The 16212-nt window shown below is 65.7% G+C and carries 13 protein-coding genes and 1 pseudogene; 4 read left to right on the forward strand and 10 right to left on the reverse strand.

Annotation, left to right across the window (positions count from 1 at the left end; all coding sequences use genetic code 11):
* A pseudogene (locus A2J02_RS10590) lies at positions 1 to 494 on the reverse strand (cutinase family protein); the annotation flags it as partial.
* A 405-nt stretch (positions 495 to 899) separates the two neighbouring features.
* Here A2J02_RS10590 and A2J02_RS10595 point away from each other — a divergent pair.
* Positions 900 to 1520, forward strand: a complete 621-nt coding sequence (locus tag A2J02_RS10595; protein WP_068049905.1) for an FABP family protein — start codon at positions 900 to 902, stop codon at positions 1518 to 1520.
* Positions 1521 to 1716: 196 nt separating this feature from the next.
* Here the strand turns inward: A2J02_RS10595 and A2J02_RS10600 are convergent, their stop codons facing one another.
* The 6 genes from A2J02_RS10600 to A2J02_RS10625 all read right to left on the reverse strand — a co-directional run bounded on the left by A2J02_RS10600 (position 1717) and on the right by A2J02_RS10625 (position 9918).
* A complete protein-coding gene (locus A2J02_RS10600; protein WP_082898824.1) occupies positions 1717 to 3303 on the reverse strand; it encodes an amino acid ABC transporter ATP-binding/permease protein in 1587 nt (528 codons plus the stop codon).
* On the reverse strand, positions 3296 to 4996 hold the full coding sequence (gene cydD, locus A2J02_RS10605; RefSeq protein WP_068049886.1) for a thiol reductant ABC exporter subunit CydD: 1701 nt from the start codon (positions 4994 to 4996) through the stop codon (positions 3296 to 3298). The genes A2J02_RS10600 and cydD overlap by 8 nt, the downstream gene beginning before the upstream one ends.
* A complete protein-coding gene (cydB, locus tag A2J02_RS10610) occupies positions 4993 to 6030 on the reverse strand; it encodes a cytochrome d ubiquinol oxidase subunit II (protein ID WP_068049888.1) in 1038 nt (345 codons plus the stop codon). The genes cydD and cydB overlap by 4 nt, the downstream gene beginning before the upstream one ends.
* A gap of 9 nt (positions 6031 to 6039) precedes the next feature.
* Complete coding sequence (locus A2J02_RS10615; RefSeq protein WP_068049889.1) at positions 6040 to 7587, reverse strand: cytochrome ubiquinol oxidase subunit I; 1548 nt, start codon at positions 7585 to 7587, stop codon at positions 6040 to 6042.
* A 131-nt stretch (positions 7588 to 7718) separates the two neighbouring features.
* Positions 7719 to 8585: an aminodeoxychorismate lyase gene (locus A2J02_RS10620; protein WP_068049891.1), complete on the reverse strand. Its 867-nt coding sequence runs from the start codon at positions 8583 to 8585 to the stop codon at positions 7719 to 7721.
* Between the two features lie 34 nt (positions 8586 to 8619).
* Entirely contained in the window at positions 8620 to 9918 is a 1299-nt protein-coding gene (locus A2J02_RS10625; RefSeq protein ID WP_068049893.1) for a dicarboxylate/amino acid:cation symporter, read from the reverse strand.
* Positions 9919 to 10020: 102 nt separating this feature from the next.
* On the opposite strand from A2J02_RS10625, the gene ygfZ reads away from it, so the two are divergent.
* The 3 genes from ygfZ to A2J02_RS27225 all read left to right on the forward strand — a co-directional run bounded on the left by ygfZ (position 10021) and on the right by A2J02_RS27225 (position 12247).
* Positions 10021 to 11151: a CAF17-like 4Fe-4S cluster assembly/insertion protein YgfZ gene (gene ygfZ, locus A2J02_RS10630; protein WP_068049896.1), complete on the forward strand. Its 1131-nt coding sequence runs from the start codon at positions 10021 to 10023 to the stop codon at positions 11149 to 11151.
* Positions 11148 to 11783, forward strand: a complete 636-nt coding sequence (locus A2J02_RS10635; protein ID WP_068049899.1) for an MOSC domain-containing protein — start codon at positions 11148 to 11150, stop codon at positions 11781 to 11783. The genes ygfZ and A2J02_RS10635 overlap by 4 nt, the downstream gene beginning before the upstream one ends.
* Before the next feature lie 272 nt (positions 11784 to 12055).
* A complete protein-coding gene (locus A2J02_RS27225) occupies positions 12056 to 12247 on the forward strand; it encodes a DUF3073 domain-containing protein (RefSeq protein WP_082898823.1) in 192 nt (63 codons plus the stop codon).
* 73 nt (positions 12248 to 12320) lie between these two features.
* Here the strand turns inward: A2J02_RS27225 and purM are convergent, their stop codons facing one another.
* From purM to A2J02_RS10650, 3 genes are all read right to left on the reverse strand, one after another.
* Positions 12321 to 13421, reverse strand: coding sequence for a phosphoribosylformylglycinamidine cyclo-ligase (gene purM / locus A2J02_RS10640; protein WP_032376541.1), 1101 nt, complete (start codon positions 13419 to 13421; stop codon positions 12321 to 12323).
* A 92-nt stretch (positions 13422 to 13513) separates the two neighbouring features.
* The gene (locus A2J02_RS10645; RefSeq protein WP_068049901.1) at positions 13514 to 15184 is read right to left on the reverse strand and encodes an ABC transporter ATP-binding protein; all 1671 of its coding nucleotides are present in this window, start codon (positions 15182 to 15184) and stop codon (positions 13514 to 13516) included.
* Entirely contained in the window at positions 15181 to 16149 is a 969-nt protein-coding gene (locus tag A2J02_RS10650) for an ABC transporter permease (RefSeq protein ID WP_068049903.1), read from the reverse strand. Before A2J02_RS10650 ends, A2J02_RS10645 begins: the two co-directional genes overlap by 4 nt.
* Between the last annotated feature and the right edge of the window lie 63 nt (positions 16150 to 16212).

Raw genomic sequence — 16212 nt, forward strand, 5'->3', positions numbered from 1 at the left:
ATCAGACGATTGGTCGTTGCGACGCCTTCCACGATCGACTCGTGGTAGGTCGGCACGTCGTCCAGAACGTCGAAGCCGTACGTCGAGGCGTACGGGACGTAGAGCCAGCCGACGGTACCCGGGCTGTCGGCATTGGCCTCACCGACCGGGACCGTCACGTTCCCGACCCAGTTCGACGCGACCGTGGACGCCTGCTCGGCCAGAGGATTGCGGTCCGACGCCGAGTCGGTGGCACCGGACACCGCCAGCACCAGCACATCGGGGCAGTCCTGCGCGTAGTTGTTGGGGTCGATGTTCGGGCCCTGCGACGATCCGAAGTCGGAGGAACCCGCGTCGGCGGAACCGGAGTCCGATGATCCCGACTCTGCCGATCCCGAGTCCGGAGCGGCGAGTGCGGCTGCGGGAGCGGCCAGCGCCAACGCCAGGGTCACCACCGCCGACCTGATCAACAACGGACCGAACGACGATGTCAGAGCCCGTTTACGACGCAGCATTGTTGCGGAGACCTCCCCAGCCTTCGTGACAGAACACAGTGAACAACATCGGAAACTCACCCTCGAGCGCCCGACGCCCCCCGAAGAAGGTACCTGCTCGACAGGATTTCTCCACAGCTATGAGTGATCCAGCGCACTCGAGGCCCCGAATTCGGTTGGATGTCACCAAGGACACAGGCGGTATTCGGGCCGCTGTCCTCGACGACGATCGCTGCGGGTTAAACTCGCACTCGTGGTCATCTTCTTCGAGCTACTTCTCGTTCTTGCGGCAGTAGCCATCATCGCGTTCTCGCTCTACGTCGTCTACCGACTGGTCAACGACGAGTCGTGACAGAACCGGTTGCGGGGCAACCCGGCAGAGCTGACGAGGGGCTCGACACCCCCGTCACCAGTGGCGACGAAGCAATAGCGGCCGCCGAACAGAAGTTCGCCGACGCGTCGACGCGGAACGTTCCGGTCCTGCCGGACATCCCGCACCCCGACGACACGGCCAATCTTCGCCTCGGCCCCGATCTGCACCCGTCGATGCTCGCTCTGTTGCCGCTCGTCGGCGTGTGGCGTGGCGAGGGCGAGGGCCACGACCCCGAGTCGGGTACCGACTATCCCTTCGGTCAGCAGATCGTCGTCACTCACGACGGCGGTAGCTACCTGAGCTGGGAATCGCGTTCGTGGCGACTCGACTCCGACGGCAACTTCGCACATCCCGACCTCCGCGAAACCGGATTCTGGCGGATGAGCGGAGGCCACGGGCTCAAGGGTTCCGAGGACGAAGAGCTCGTCGAACTGCTGCTGACCCACAGCACCGGAGTCGTCGAACTGTATTACGGCCACGCCCTGACCAAGTCGTCCTGGGAACTGGCCACCGATGTCGTCATCCGTAGCACTTCGGGTGCGTTGGTCGGCGGGGCCAAGCGGCTCTACGGCATCGTCGAAGGCGGGGACCTCGCATACGTCGAGGAACGCGTCGTCGCCGACGGCCCACTGGCACCGCGGTTGTCCGCGCGCCTGTCTCGCTACATCGGCTGAGACACAACCACTTCGGTACCCACAGCGAACGGCCCCCGAGCCGTACCTGATGTCAGGTCCCGACCGGACAGGTCGGGGGCTCGGGGGCCGGGTAGCTGCCTGGGATTCGCTTGCCGCTCGCGCGGTCTTCGCAGTGAATCCGTCAGCGATTGCGGCTAGCTGACAGCCACCTCACGCGTCCTAGAGTTCATCAACTTCAGACCACCTCCTCTCTCGTGTACTTCACAACGTACGCCCGAGTTTCCGAGTCGGCAAAGAGTTTTTTCCCACGATTCGAGCCGAGGTCGATCACCTGGTCGGCGTCGGTGTTCTCCGGCAGTTGATGAGTGACGACCACCACGATTCGATCGGCTCCGAACAGGCCGTCGTCGGTGGTGAGCAACTCTCGCAGTAGCTGTTCACCGGAGATTCGGTCGAGATGTTCGGTCGGCTCGTCCAGCAGCACGATCGGGGCCGTACTGAGCACAGCGCGAGCCAACAGCAGTCTGCGCCGTTCTCCGCCCGAGACGGCCTGCGCACCGCCGACCAGGGTGGTGTGAACCCCGAGGGGCTGCGCGTCGAGCCATGGGCCAAGGCCCACGCGTCGCAGCGCATCCGATGCCTGTGCTTCGTCGACATCGCCGCGCACCACACGTAGGTTCTCCAGAATCGAGGTGTCGAACAGATGCGCGTCCTCGGCGAACAGCGCTGCGTCCGAACCGCATTCCTCGGCGAACTCCCGCAGCATCGTGGACTTGCCCGATCCGCTGGGCCCGATGAGAGCGCTCCGGGCATGTGCACGGAAGTTCGTAGCAGGGGTCGAGTTTCTACTCACATGCGGCGGAGCCGCATCCAGCATCGCCATGACTCGAGTGGCCGCGATTCGTCCACGCATCAGGGCGATTGCCGCCCCGGGGAGTGCCGCGGTCGCCTCGAAGGCGGCGAGCGGAACCAGCACGATGATCGCCAGAGCCATCGGAGTCATGCCACCTGCGGTACCTCCGGTCGGTCCGTACAGCCCGATGCCGACGAGAAAGGACCCGATCACCGATGCACCGATCGACAACGGAACGGCGGCATCGGCCAGCGCCGACGGTCGCGCCGCCCGGTCGCGGGCAGTGACCGAATCCTGCGCTGCGCCGCGGGCTTCGGCGAGGGTCGCGTCGAGGCGCCCGGCGACCCGCAGTTCCGCGGCGTGGTCGAGTGCTCGGACGGCGGTCTCGGCGAACCGCGCGTCGGCGTCGGCTCCGGCCTCCTCGGCGATCCTCGCCGACCGCGCCGCCAGAATCGGTGCGCCCACCCCGGCGATCAGCAACGACACCGCCAGGATCGACGCAGCAGCAGGTGCGATACCGGCGAGCAGTCCCACGGCTGCGAGCATCATCACGACGCTGACACAGATGGGGACGATCGCGCGTATGACAACGTCGCCGAGCACGTCGACGTCCGCCCCGGTGCGAGCCAGTACGTCACCGCGCCGCAGAGCGAGCGCGCCGTGTCCGTTCGCCAATTGCTCGTAGATCCTCGTGCGCGCTGCCGTCGTACCGCGTAGGGCCGCGTCGTGCGTGGTCAATCGTTCGAGGTAGCGGAACACACCGCGCGAGATGCCCAGCGCCCGAACGGCTACCACTGCGACGGTCAGGTCCATCACCGGAGGCATCTGCCAGGCTCGGGTGATCAACCATGCCGACAGTGCGGCGAGAGCCAGTGCGCTGCCGAGTGTTGCCACGCCGGCCGCCACCGCCAGTGCCACCCTGCGCGGGGAGAGCTCGAACAGTGCCAGTGCGCGTCGTAGGTCAGACATGATCGAACTCCGGTACCACCGGCGAACTGCTTCGCACCTCGACGACGCGATCGGCGGCGTGCAGCACCGCGCGCCGGTGACCGACCATCACCACGGTGACGCCTCGGTCGGCTGCATCTCGAATGGCGTGCAGCACGGTCTGTTCACTCGCCGCGTCCAGGTGCGCCGTCGGCTCGTCCAGTACCATCACCGTCGCGTCGGAGACGAAGGTTCGGGTCAGGGCCAGGCGTTGCAGTTCGCCGAGGGACAGACCCACTCCGCCCTGCCCGACGCGAGTGTTCCAGCCGTTCGGGTGCTCTCGGAGTACGGCGTCGAATCCCGAAGCGCGGCAGGCTGCGTCCAGTGCATCGGCGTCGGGCACACCGTGGAGGGTGACGTTCTCGTACAGCGTGCCGGGAAGCAGCACCGGCCGCTGCGGGAGCCAGGCGATCTGAGCCCACCACCGGTCGAGATCGAGATCGACCACGGGCACCCCGCCGACGAGTACCGCACCGCTCGTGGGCGACGTGAGCCCCAGAACGGCTTGCAGCGCAGTCGATTTACCCGAGCCGTTGGGGCCGGTCAGTACCGTGATGGTGCCCGTTCGGCACAGCGCACTCAGTCCGGCCGGAGCGTTACCGTCCCGGCTCGCGACGGTGAGTCCGACGAGTTCGATGTCCGCGGTTGTCGCGTTCACGGTCCGGCCACCGGTCGGCTGTGTCGTACGCCGGTCCAGGACCCGGAAGGCTCGCTCCGCGGCCTCGACGCCGTCCTCTGCTGCGTGGAACTGGGTCCCCACGGCGCGCAGCGGGAAGTACACCTCGGGGGCGAGGATCAACGCGATGATGCCCGCTTCGAGCGTCATCTCCCCGAAGACCAAGCGCAAGCCGATGCCGACGGCCACCAGTGCGACACACAGGGTCGCGAGCAACTCCAGCACCATCGACGAGAGGAAGGCAACCTTCAACGCGCGCATCGTGGTTCGTCGATGGGCGTCGCCCAGTGCGCGGATGCGAGCGGCCGGGCCGTGTTCGCGGCGCAGCGCGCGCAAGGTCGGCAGACCGGCCAGTAGATCGAGCAACTGCGCAGACAACCGGGTCATCGTGGTGAGCGTCGCCGCGGCTCGGCCCTTGGTCAGCAACCCGATCAGAATCATGAAGATCGGGATGAGCGGCAGGGTCACCGCGATGACCACAGCCGAGGTCACGTCCTGAGTGACGATGACGACCAGAACGAGCGGAGTGACGATGACCGCGGACACCAGCGCCGGCAGGTATCCGGTCAGGTAGGCGCGCAGACCCCCGATGGCTCGGGTGACGACGACGGTCAACTCCTCCCGTTCGCGGTCGAGCTCTCGGGGCTCGAAACGGGTTGCTGCCGTGAGTACCTCGACTTCGAGCTCGGCCACCACACGCGACGCCGACCGGTGCGCATAGCGGGACTGGGCTCCGGTGGCGAGCACACGGACGGCCATTGCGCCCGCCAGCACGGCCAGTTCCGTCGTCCAGGCGGACAACGACCGTGCCGTCGGGTCGGTGATGACGCCTGCCAGTACGCGGCCGATCGCAAGCGCGCCGACGATGATGCACAGGGTGACGACGGTCGACAGAGCGACAGTGACGACCAGGTAGCCTCGCGCCGATCGAGAGTATTTCCACAGTCGCGGATCTACGGGCCCCTTCGCCCGTCCCCGCGGCGCAGCGGGCGCGGTCACGATTTCACCGTCAGTCCGATCGAATCCGGAATCTGGGCACTCGAAATGCGCTGGCGGAAGACCCAGTACGTCCAGGCCTGATATCCGAGAACGACAGGGGCGGCGAAGGCTGCAGCCCACGTCATGACCTTCAACGTGTACGGGCTCGACGACGCGTTCGCGATGGTGAGATCGAACGCGGCATCCGTAGTGGACGGCATGACATTGGGGAACAGCGAGGCGAACAACAGCACCACGACGGCAACGATGGCAACGCTGGTGAAGACGAATGCCCAGCCTTCACGCACTTTCGCCGTCAGCGCGACGACGAGAAGCAGTGCGACAGCGGCCACCGCGACGAGTAGCCACGTCCAGGTCTTGCCGTGCGCGAGTTGGGTCCACAGGGCGAAGGTGCCGCCGACGAGAACTGCCGGAACCGACAGGCGCGCCGCAATTTTCACGGAATCCTCGTGCACGTCCCCGGAAGTCTTGAGCGCGATGAACACCGCGCCGTGCAGGGCGAACACCAAAGCCATGGTGGCACCGCCGAGCAGAGCGTACGGGTTGAGCAGATCGAAGAAGCCTGCGGTGACCTTCTTGTTCTCGTCGATCGCGACGCCGCGCACGATGTTGGCGAACGCGACGCCCCACAGCACCGCCGGAACCCACGAGCCGATGCCGATGCCGATGTCGCAGCGCCGACGCCACACCGGGTCGTCGATCTTGCCGCGCCATTCGATGGCGCAGATACGCAAGATCAGCGCCACCAGGATGAGCAGCAGCGGCAGGTAGAAGCCCGAGAACAACGTGGCGTACCACTCCGGGAAGGCCGCGAACAGTGCGCCACCTGCGGTGATGAGCCACACCTCGTTGCCGTCCCAGACCGGGCCGATCGTGTTCAGAACCGCACGCCTGCGCTTCTCCCCCGTGGCGGCGTCGGGATGCCTGCCCAGGATCGGCATGAGCATGCCGACGCCGAAGTCGAAACCTTCGAGCACGAAGTAGCCGACGAAGAAGAAGGCGATGACGAAGAACCAGAATTCGGGTAGTGACATGGTTTTCCCCTAGTACGCGAACGAGAGCTGTTTGGGCTCTTCGTCTTCCGATTCCGGTGGATCGACGTGCGGATGCGCGTCGTGGTCGAGAGGCCCTTCGATGACATAGCGACGAAGAAGGAAGAACCAGACACCACCGAGGGCGGCGTACAGCAGTGTGAACGTCACCAGCGAGGCGAGAACGAGGCCGACGGGATGGTCGGACACGCCCTGGTCCACGGTCAGCCGTATCTGATCGACTCCCGAGAGGTTCGGCGCGACAACCCATGGCTGACGGCCCATTTCGGTGAAGATCCAGCCCGCACTGTTGGCGAGGAACGGCGTCGGAATCGCCAGCAGCGACAACCACGAGAACCACTTCTGGTCGGGAATCCGGCCACCCCGGGTGACCCACAGACCCGCGATGGCGAGCAGGGCCGAGCCGGCGGCCAGTCCGATCATCATTCGGAACGCCCAGTAGGTGACGAACAGGTTCGGCTTGTAGTTTCCGGGGCCGAACTGCTGCTCGTACTGCTCCTGCAGTTGGTTGACGCCCTGCACGGTGGCACCGAAGTCGTTCTCCGCCAGGAACGAGGTGAGTCCGGGAATCGCGATGAGGTGAATCACGGATTCGCAGTTGTTGTGGGTGCCCACGGTCAGGAGCGAGAAGCTGGCCCCGGTCTCGGTGTCGCACAACGATTCTGCGGAGGCCATCTTCATGGGCTGCTGCTCGAACATGAGCTTGCCCTGAATGTCTCCGGTGATGGCGAGCGCACCGCCGGCAACGATCATGACGATGAAGGACATTCGTGCTGCGGATCTGAACATCGAACGCGAGTCCGTGGCCGGGAGCGGAGCCTGCAGAGTGGTGACCCCAGCGGCCGGGAGCGGAGCCTGCGGTGCGAGTCCGTTTTCGGACAGCGGAGCGAACTCAGCCTGCTTCCTGCGAGCCTCACGCACCATCCACCAACCGGAGATGCCGGCGACGAAGGTCGCGGCGGTGAGGAATGCTCCTGCGACGGCGTGCGGAAAGGCCGCCAGCGCAGTGTTGTTGGTGAGCAGTGCCCAGATGTCCGTGAGTTCGGCGCGGCCGGTCTCTTCGTTGTAGATCGCGCCGACGGGATGCTGCATCCAGGAGTTGGCTGCGATGATGAAGAAGGCGGAGGCGTTGACACCGATGGCGACGAGCCAAATGGTCGCCAGGTGAACGAGTTTCGGGAGTCGGCTCCAGCCGAATATCCACAGGCCGAGGAACGTGGACTCGAGGAAGAACGCGACCAATCCCTCGAGCGCGAGGGGTGCACCGAACACGTCACCGACGAACCGTGAGTATTCGCTCCAGTTCATGCCGAATTGGAATTCCTGGACGATTCCGGTCGCGACGCCGAGGGCGAAGTTGATGAGGAACAGTTTGCCGAAGAACTTGGTCAGCCGATACCAGGAGTCCTTCCCGGTGATCACCCACATGGTCTGCATGGCGGCCACCATCGGCGCGAGGCCGATCGTGAGAGGTACGAGAATGAAGTGGTAAACGGTGGTGATACCGAACTGCCACCGCGAGACATCCAACGCGTCCATCGATACTCCGAACTCTCACACCCGAGCTGTGACGGGCAACACCGCAGGTCAGGGCGTTGGCCCGCGACAAACTCGAATGTACTACTACGGTTAGTAGTAGGGAAGAGTCTTTCGGCAGGGTCGTTGGACTCCTATCGAGTTTCGACCGCCTCCACGGCCGTGTCGACCATCGTCGAAACGTCACCGGCAAGCCTCCGAGTGCCCAGGGGAACGCCGTTCATCGCCGTGACCCGAGCCGCGAGGGTGACGCTCGAGACAAGCCAAACGCCATCTGCGGCAACGAGATCCGCGGGATACAGGTGCCCGTGTTCGCATGTCCAACCAGCGGACTCGGCCACGGCGAACAACCCGGCGACCGTGGTTCCGGCCAGGATGCCTTGTTCGACGGACGGTGTGACGAGAGTCTTACCGCGCGCGAGCACCACCGTCGAGCGTGGACCTTCGAGCACCCGCCCCTCGCTGCTGAGGTAGATCACGTCGTCGACACCCTGCGTTGCGGCATGTCGCAGCGCGGCCATGTTGGTCGCATACGACAACGTCTTGGCCCCCGCGAGCTGCCACGGCGCTCCCGACGAGAAGTCCACCGAGTAGCCGCGATCGAGCGTGATCACCGACACCCCGTCGGTGCGCGCTGCCCGCACTCGCTCGGGCAGCGGCCCCACCGTCACGTATGCGGTGGGGCAACCACCGCCCTCCCGTCCGCGGCTGAGGACCAAGCGAAGAACCGCCTCGTCCTCCGACTCCTGCGCCCACAGACCCACGGACTGTTCCACGACCGCGCGCCACCGGTCGAGATCGGGGACGGGTAGGTCCAGCGCCTTCGCCGACGCCACCAGCCGGGCCAGATGCAACTCGACCGCACAGGCCGCGCCCCCGCGCACGAGCAGCGTCTCGAAGACCCCGTCGCCGCGCACCGCGGCCAGGTCGTCGGCGAACAACAACGGCCGATTCGCGTCGTGCACTCGGCCGTCCAACGTCACCACTACCGACTCCGACATGCCCGCCACCTTAGAGGGGAGCGGACGCGTTCGATCAATCCGCTCGGTCGGCCGTTGCCAGCGCGTCGGCGTACTCGTCGAGGTCGAGATCCTCGGCGACGACGACCTTGGTGCCGTTGTAGACCTCGCGGTCGATCTCGTCGTCGGCGTTGGCGACGAGCATCGCGACGAACGTGTCTCCGTTCACGTTGAGGAAGGTACGGAAGATCCCGGCGAACCAGTCCACGGCGATCAGCAGGCCGACGGCCTCGAAGGGAAGGTCGAGCGAGGTCGCGAGGAACATAGCGACGACGGGGAATCCGCCGGGCACGGTGATGGTGCCCATGTTCAGCAGAACCGCCAGGCCCATGCCCAGCACGATCTGCCCGAGACTCAGGTCGATGTTGCCTGCCTGCGCGAGGAACATCACCACGATCATGTAGTTGAGCACGGCACCGTAGGACCCCATCGTCAACCCGATCGACAGCGTGAAGTTGGCGACCTTCTGACTGACGCCGACCTTCTCGACGGTGTTGCGCAGCACCGTCGGGAACGTGACGGCCGAGCTCGTCGTCGTCACCGCGACGGCCGTCTGTTCGGTGAGCTTGCTGGGCAGCTTCCACGGGTTCAATCGGGTCCGCATCGTCACGACCACGACGAAGAGTGCGAACAGAATCAGCACCCCGAGCAGCGTCGTACCGAGGTAGCTCAGCGCGGTGGACACCACGGAGAATCCGACGTCTCCGGCGAGCGCGGCGAGCAGGCAGAACACACCGACCGGGGCGATGACCATGACGAGCCGGATCATCGTCAGGACGATCTGCTGAATCTGGTCCATGAACGAGAGCACCTGGGTGTTGCCGGTCTTGGTGATGTGACTGCGTAGCGCGATACCGAAGAGCAGCGAGAAGACGATGATCGGCACCATCGTCGCCGTCGACATGGCGTCGAACACGTTGGTGCTGACGAAGTTCAGCAGCGTGTCCTGCCAGCCGAGCGCCTCGCTCGCCGACTCCTCGAGCGCCGGATCGAGCTGCTGGGTGAACACCATGCCCGCGCCCGGCCGAATGATGGTGCTCAGCACCCAGGCCAGCACAGCGGCGACGACCGAGAACCCGATCATCCACTTGAAGGTGCGAAACGCGATCTTGCCGGTTCCCGCCCCCGCCATCGACCCGGTGGCCACGATGACCGAAGCCATCACCAGCGGGACGATCGACATCTGGATCAGTCGGATGAACAGATCACCGATGAACTTCAGGTTCGCGGCCCACTCGCCGACCACCAACCCGAACACGATGCCGCCGATCGCGGCGAGGCCGATCTGCGCGGCCGGATGCGCCAGTTTCTTCATGGATCGACACGCTAGGTCCGTGTCGTCGCGGTGCCGTGTCGTCGCCGTTTCGAGGGTGTAAAGGGACCGGTCACCGAGTTGCTGCGCCGACGGGCTCCTACTATGGGGGATGTGTCCGACACAGTCACGATCAGCCCGAGTCCACTTCTGACACTCCCCGGCGCAGTGCCCTCCCCCGACGACAGCGTCGATGCCGGGGTGGCCTGGCACTACGGCAATCCGTTCGGCGAGCAACGCGACGCGGTCAGCGGCGCTGCCGTCATCGACCGTTCCCATCGTTTCGTTCTGGCCATCGGCGGAGACGAACGTCTGAGTTGGTTGAACACGATCTCGAGCCAACTCGTCTCCAACCTGCCCGACGGCAGCTCGGCCGAGAATCTGAGCCTGGATGTCAACGGCCGCATCGAGCATCACTTCGTCCAGACCGACCTGGCCGGCGTCACGTACATCGACACCGAGCGCTCGGCCGGACCGGATCTGCTGTCGTTCCTGAAGAAGATGGTGTTCTGGGCCAAGGCCGAACCCCGTGAGGCCGACGAACTCGCCGTTCTCACCGTCCTCGGATCCGACGCGGCATCGGTGCTCGAGAAGGCCGGCCTGCCGGCTCCGAGCGAGGTCTACGGTGCGTCGCCGATCGACGGCGGCGGTTTCGTGCGGCGGATGCCCTGGCCCGGCGCGAATTCGTACGACGTGGTGATCCCCCGCGCGAGTCTGAGCGAGTGGTTCCTCCGACTGCGCGACGCCGGGGCCGCCCCAGCCGGAACCTGGGCGTTCGACGCGTTGCGGGTGGAATCGTTGCGTCCGCGGGTGGGCGTGGACACCGACGAGAAGACCATTCCGCACGAGGTTCGCTGGATCGGCAGCGCAGCCGAGTTCGGCGCGGTGCATCTGGAGAAGGGCTGCTACCGCGGGCAGGAGACGGTCTCGCGCGTGCACAATCTCGGTCGCCCGCCCCGGCACCTGGTGCTGCTGCATCTCGACGGCTCTGCGGACGGTCGGCCCGGCACGGGCGATCCGGTGACCGCAGGCGGACGCTCGGTGGGCCGTCTGGGCACCGTCATCGACCACTTCGAGCTGGGGCCGATCGCATTGGCCCTTCTCAAACGAACGATTCCGGTCGACACTGCCCTCGAGGCGGGGCCGTGTGCCGCGTCGATCGATCCGGACTCGATCCCGTCGTACGACGACGTCCAGGCCGGCCGCGCTGCGGTCGACCGCCTACGCGGCCGGTGACCGGGAGGGTCCTGGCGGTCTGCGTCGTGCACGCCGATGTTCCGTTCGGACGCCGAGCGGTGGTCGACAGTGGTATCGACAAGCGGCCCGTCGACGGGCAGGTGGACGTGCACGAGCTCGGCATCGGCGGTGATCACTGTCGGGACACGAAATTCCACGGCGGACTCGATCAGGCCGTGTACGCCTACGACGAGGTCGAGGCGCAGCACTGGGCCGACGAGCTGGGGGTGCCGGTTCCACCGGGTCGTCTCGGGGAGAACCTCCGCACCGAGGGTGTACCGGTGACCGACGCGGTGATCGGGTCGCGGTGGCGCATCGGCACGGTGGCCTTGGAGGTGACGATCGCCCGCAAGCCCTGCGCGACGTTCGCACGGTGGATGGACCAGCCGAGATGGATCCGTCGCTTCGCGGACCGAGGTGATGTGGGTGCGTACTTCCGAGTTCTCGAACCCGGGGTCTTCGGCGGCGGTGACACGGTGACGGTGGAGTCGGTACCCCAACACGGGGTGACGGTTCGCGACCTGTTCCGAGGAACCGACGCAACCGCGATGTCCACTTTGCTCGATCAGCCCGATTTGGCACCGAAGGTCTACCGCGATGCGGCTGCGGCACTGAAATCGTTGCGCAACTGACCCCTGAGTGCGTCGCTCCCCATGACGCGCAGCACGTAGTTCTCGTGTCGCGAAACGGAGATAGTTTGCCTGTGCACGGATTTCTGCAGGTACAGGCTGCGTCGACCCATTTTCCGGGCGTGTCGCGCCCGTTCGCCCGGCACCGACACGTGGTGCCGTCTGCGCATCGCGGCGATTCGCGCGCTAGAGTGTGTCCCAGGAAGAAATACCAACTCTAACGGGGCCGCCAAATTTCCCCAGGCCGCCCCGAAAGTCCGCGAGGGGGCACCGCCATGGGCCGAGGCAGGGCTAAGGCAAAGCAGACAAAGGTCGCTCGTGAGCTCAAGTACAGCTCGCCTATTACGGACTTGGAGAGACTGCAGCAAGAGCTCTCCGGTGGTTCGTCGAACTCGCATCGTGGCGGCGTCGACTCGGACGCGCCTTCCCGAGTCGAAGAAGACGAGTACGAGGACTGGCGACGCTAGTACTGAGCACGACAACGACTGAGGGGGAGCCGCGATGCGGCTCCCCCTCACTTGTTTGCCCGTCCTCGGGCGATCAGAACCTCGGGTGGTTACCCAGCAGCAGCGCACGCTCGTCGGCGACGTCCTTACCGGTCGCCTTCTTCACCGTACCCAGCGTCCAGCAGTCGATGTGGCGTGCGGTCAGCACGGCGAGTGCGCGGTCGACGTCCTCGGGTGCCACGATGGCGACCATGCCGACTCCCATGTTGAACGTCTGCTCCATCTCGGCCCGCTCGACGCGTCCGCGCTGAGCGATCAGCGAGAAGATCGGGGCAGGGCTCCACGTGGTGCGGTCGAGTTCGGCGACCAGGCCCTCGGGCATCACCCGTGAGAGGTTGTTCGCCAATCCGCCGCCGGTGACGTGGCAGAACGTGCGCACGTCGGTTTCGGCCGCGAGCGCGAGGCAGTCCTTGGCGTAGATCTTGGTCGGTTCGAGCAGCTCCTCGCCGAGGGTGCGGCCGAACTCCTCGACGTGTCCGCCGAGATCCATGTGGTTGATCTCCAGCAGCACCTTGCGCGCGAGGGAGTAGCCGTTGGAGTGCAGACCCGACGATCCCATGCCGATGACGACGTCACCGGGACGCACCCGCTCGGGTCCGAGGATCGAATCAGCCTCTACGACGCCGATGCCGGTGGCCGAGAGGTCGTAATCGCCGTCGGCCATCAGTCCCGGATGCTCGGCCGTCTCGCCGCCGAGCAGTGCGCAGCCGGCGATGATGCAGCCTTCTGCGATGCCCTTGACCAGTTCCGCGACCTGCTCGGGAACCACTCGGCCCACGGCGATGTAATCCTGCAGGAACAGTGGCTCGGCACCACAGACGACGAGGTCGTCGACGACCATTGCGACCAGGTCGAGGCCCAGGGTGTCGTGCTTGCCGAGCGCCTGCGCCACGGCCACCTTGGTGCCGACGCCGTCGGTCGAGGCGGCCAGGACGGGCTCGCGGTAGTCGCCCTTGAGCGCGAAGAGGCCGGCGAAACCGCCGAGACCGCCCATGACCTCGGGCCTGCTGGCCTTCTTGGCGAGCGGCGCGAACAGTTGCACTGCTCGATCTCCTGCGGCGATGTCGACCCCGGCCGCCGCGTAGGAGGCACCGCCCGAGTGAGTTGCGCTCGTGGGTTGGGATTCCTCGGTCATTCGGCTCCAGCCTGTGTACTCGATCATGTGAGCGCCCGTGACGGCACAGATAGCGCCCTAACGGTACCGGAGTGCCCGGTGGCGAGAAGAATTCACGTGTGCAGGCGCTTGCCCGGGATCGCCGCCAACAGCTTCTTGGTGTAGTCGGCCTCCGGCGATCGCAGGATCTTCCACGGTGTTCCCTCTTCCACGATCGCCCCGTTGCGCAGCACCACCACGCGATGCGCGACGCGGTCGACCACCGCGAGGTCGTGACTGATGAACAGGCAGGCGAAGCCGAATTCCTGCTGCAGTGCCTCGAACAGATCGAGCACGGCTGCCTGCACCGACACGTCCAGAGCGCTGGTCGGCTCGTCCGCGACCACCAGATCAGGTCCCAGCACCAGTGCCCGCGCCAGGCTGACGCGTTGCCGCTGCCCACCGGAGAGCTCGTGGGGGTAGCGCTTGTCGGTGCCCGACGGCAGTTGCACGGCGTCGAGCAACTCGGTCGTCCTCGCCGCGATCGCGTCCTTTGAGCCGTACTTGTGCACGATCATCGGTTCGGCGATGCATTGCCCGACGGTCAGTCGGGGGTTCAGTGATGCGGACGGGTCCTGGAAGACGAAGCCGAATCGCTTACGTAACGGCTTCAGCTTGCGTTCGCTCACGCCTGCGATGTTCTGTCCCATCACCGTCACGCTGCCGCTGGTCGGCTTCTGCAGTGCTGCAACACATCTGCCGATCGTGGACTTGCCCGAGCCGGATTCGCCCACCAGCCCCAGGGTTTCGCCGCGGTGGATGGTGAGCGAGACGTCGTCGACCGCCCGGAACGCAGGTGAGCCGACGCCGCCGGAGAACTGCACCACCAGACGCGAGACGTCGAGTACCGGTTCTCCCGAGGTGTCTACCGTCTTGTCGGACTCCACGGCGGCGAGGGTCGGCACCGCGGCCAGCAGCTTCTTGGTGTAGTCGTCGGCGGGTGCGTCGAAGAGTTGCGCCACCGGAGCTTCCTCGACGACGCGGCCGTTCTGCATGACGACGACGCGGTCGGCCAGGTCGGACACGACGCCCATGCTGTGGGTGATGAGCACGATGGCGCAGCCGAGCCGATCCTTGAGATCACGGAGCAGGTCCAGGATTTCGGCCTGCACCGTGACGTCGAGAGCGGTGGTCGGCTCGTCGGCGATGATGACCTTCGCCTCGCACGAGATGGCGATCGCGATCATGACGCGTTGCTTCTGCCCACCCGAGAGCTCGTGCGGGTAGTACGAGAAGCGCTGCTCGGGATTGGGCAGACCCACCATCGTCAACAGCTCGACGGCCCGAATCTTGGCATCCTTCGCCGACATTCGCTTACCGTCGTCACTTCGGGTCGTTCCGCCGGCTCCACTCTTGGCGCGTGTGTGCGCCCGCAACGCCTCGACGATCTGATAGCCGATGGTGAACAGCGGATCGAGGGCGCTGCCCGGTTCCTGGAACACCATCGAAATCTTGTTGCCGCGCAACTGCGCCCACGCCTTGTTGCTCAGCGTCGTCACGTCCTGGCCACCGAGTACCACGTGTCCTTCGACGCGTGCGGTGTCGGGGAGCAGGCCGATGGCGGATCGGACGCTGACGGACTTGCCCGATCCGGACTCCCCCACCACGGCGAGTACTTCGCCGGGGAACACCTCGAACGAGACCTCGGTGACGGCATCGACTTCGCCGGCGTCGGTGAGGAACGTGACGGACAACGACTTCACCGACAATGCGGACTCGCGTGGAGTTGCAACACTCGATGTCATACCTTCACCGCCTTCTTGAACTTCTTGCGGGTACGCAGCAGCGGATTGAGTGTCTCGCTTGCGCTTTCGCCCACCATGGTCAGGCCGAGCACCACCAACACGATGCCCAGGCCGGGGAACACCGACGTCCACCAGATGCCGTTGGAGATATCGGGCAGCGCCTTGTTGATGTCGTATCCCCACTCCGAGGCGGAGGTGGGCTCGATGCCGAATCCGAGGAATCCGAGTCCGGCGAGGGTCAGGATGGCCTCGGCACCGTTGAGGGTGATGATGACCGGCAGCGTCTGCACCACGTTGGCGAGGATGTGGCGGAACAGGATTCGCGGAGTGCCGGCACCGGTGACCCGGGCGGCGTCGACGTACGGTTCGGTCTTGACCGCCACCGTGGCGTTGCGCACGACGCGGAAGTACTGCGGGACGAAGATGGCCGTGATGGCGATGGCTGCGGATGCGATGCCACCGAAGCTCGACGACTGGCCGCCTGCGACGACGATCGAGATGACCACCGCGAGAAGCAGCGAGGGGAACGCGTACATCGCGTCCATGAACAGCACGAGCACGCGGTCGAACCAACGGCCGATGTAGCCCGAGGCCAGGCCGAGCGGAACACCGATGATGAGCGAGAGAATCAACGACGACGCGATCACCATCAATGCCGTTCGGGCACCGTAGATCACGCGCGAGAACACGTCCTCACCGCGAACCGAGGTGCCGAACCAGTGCTGCGCGGACGGGGCTGCTTGTCGGGCGAAATCCTGCCCGGCGTCGCTGGTCTGCGAGAACCCGTACGGCGCGAGAAGCGAGGCGAACACTGCGGCGATCACGAACGCCACCATCAGCGCCAACCCGACGATCAAGGTGACGCGTTGCAACCCCGACGTGGACTTGACGAATGCGACGCCGGGAAATCCTCGACGGTGCGGACGGGTGGGAGGGACGTCGGACAGCACGACTTCGGTGCTCATCAGAACCTCACTCTCGGGTCGATGAGTGCGACGATCGCGTCGGTGACGAAGCTGACGACGGCG

It is taken from the genome of Rhodococcus sp. EPR-147 (assembly GCF_001647185.1).
Taxonomy (GTDB): domain Bacteria; phylum Actinomycetota; class Actinomycetes; order Mycobacteriales; family Mycobacteriaceae; genus Rhodococcoides.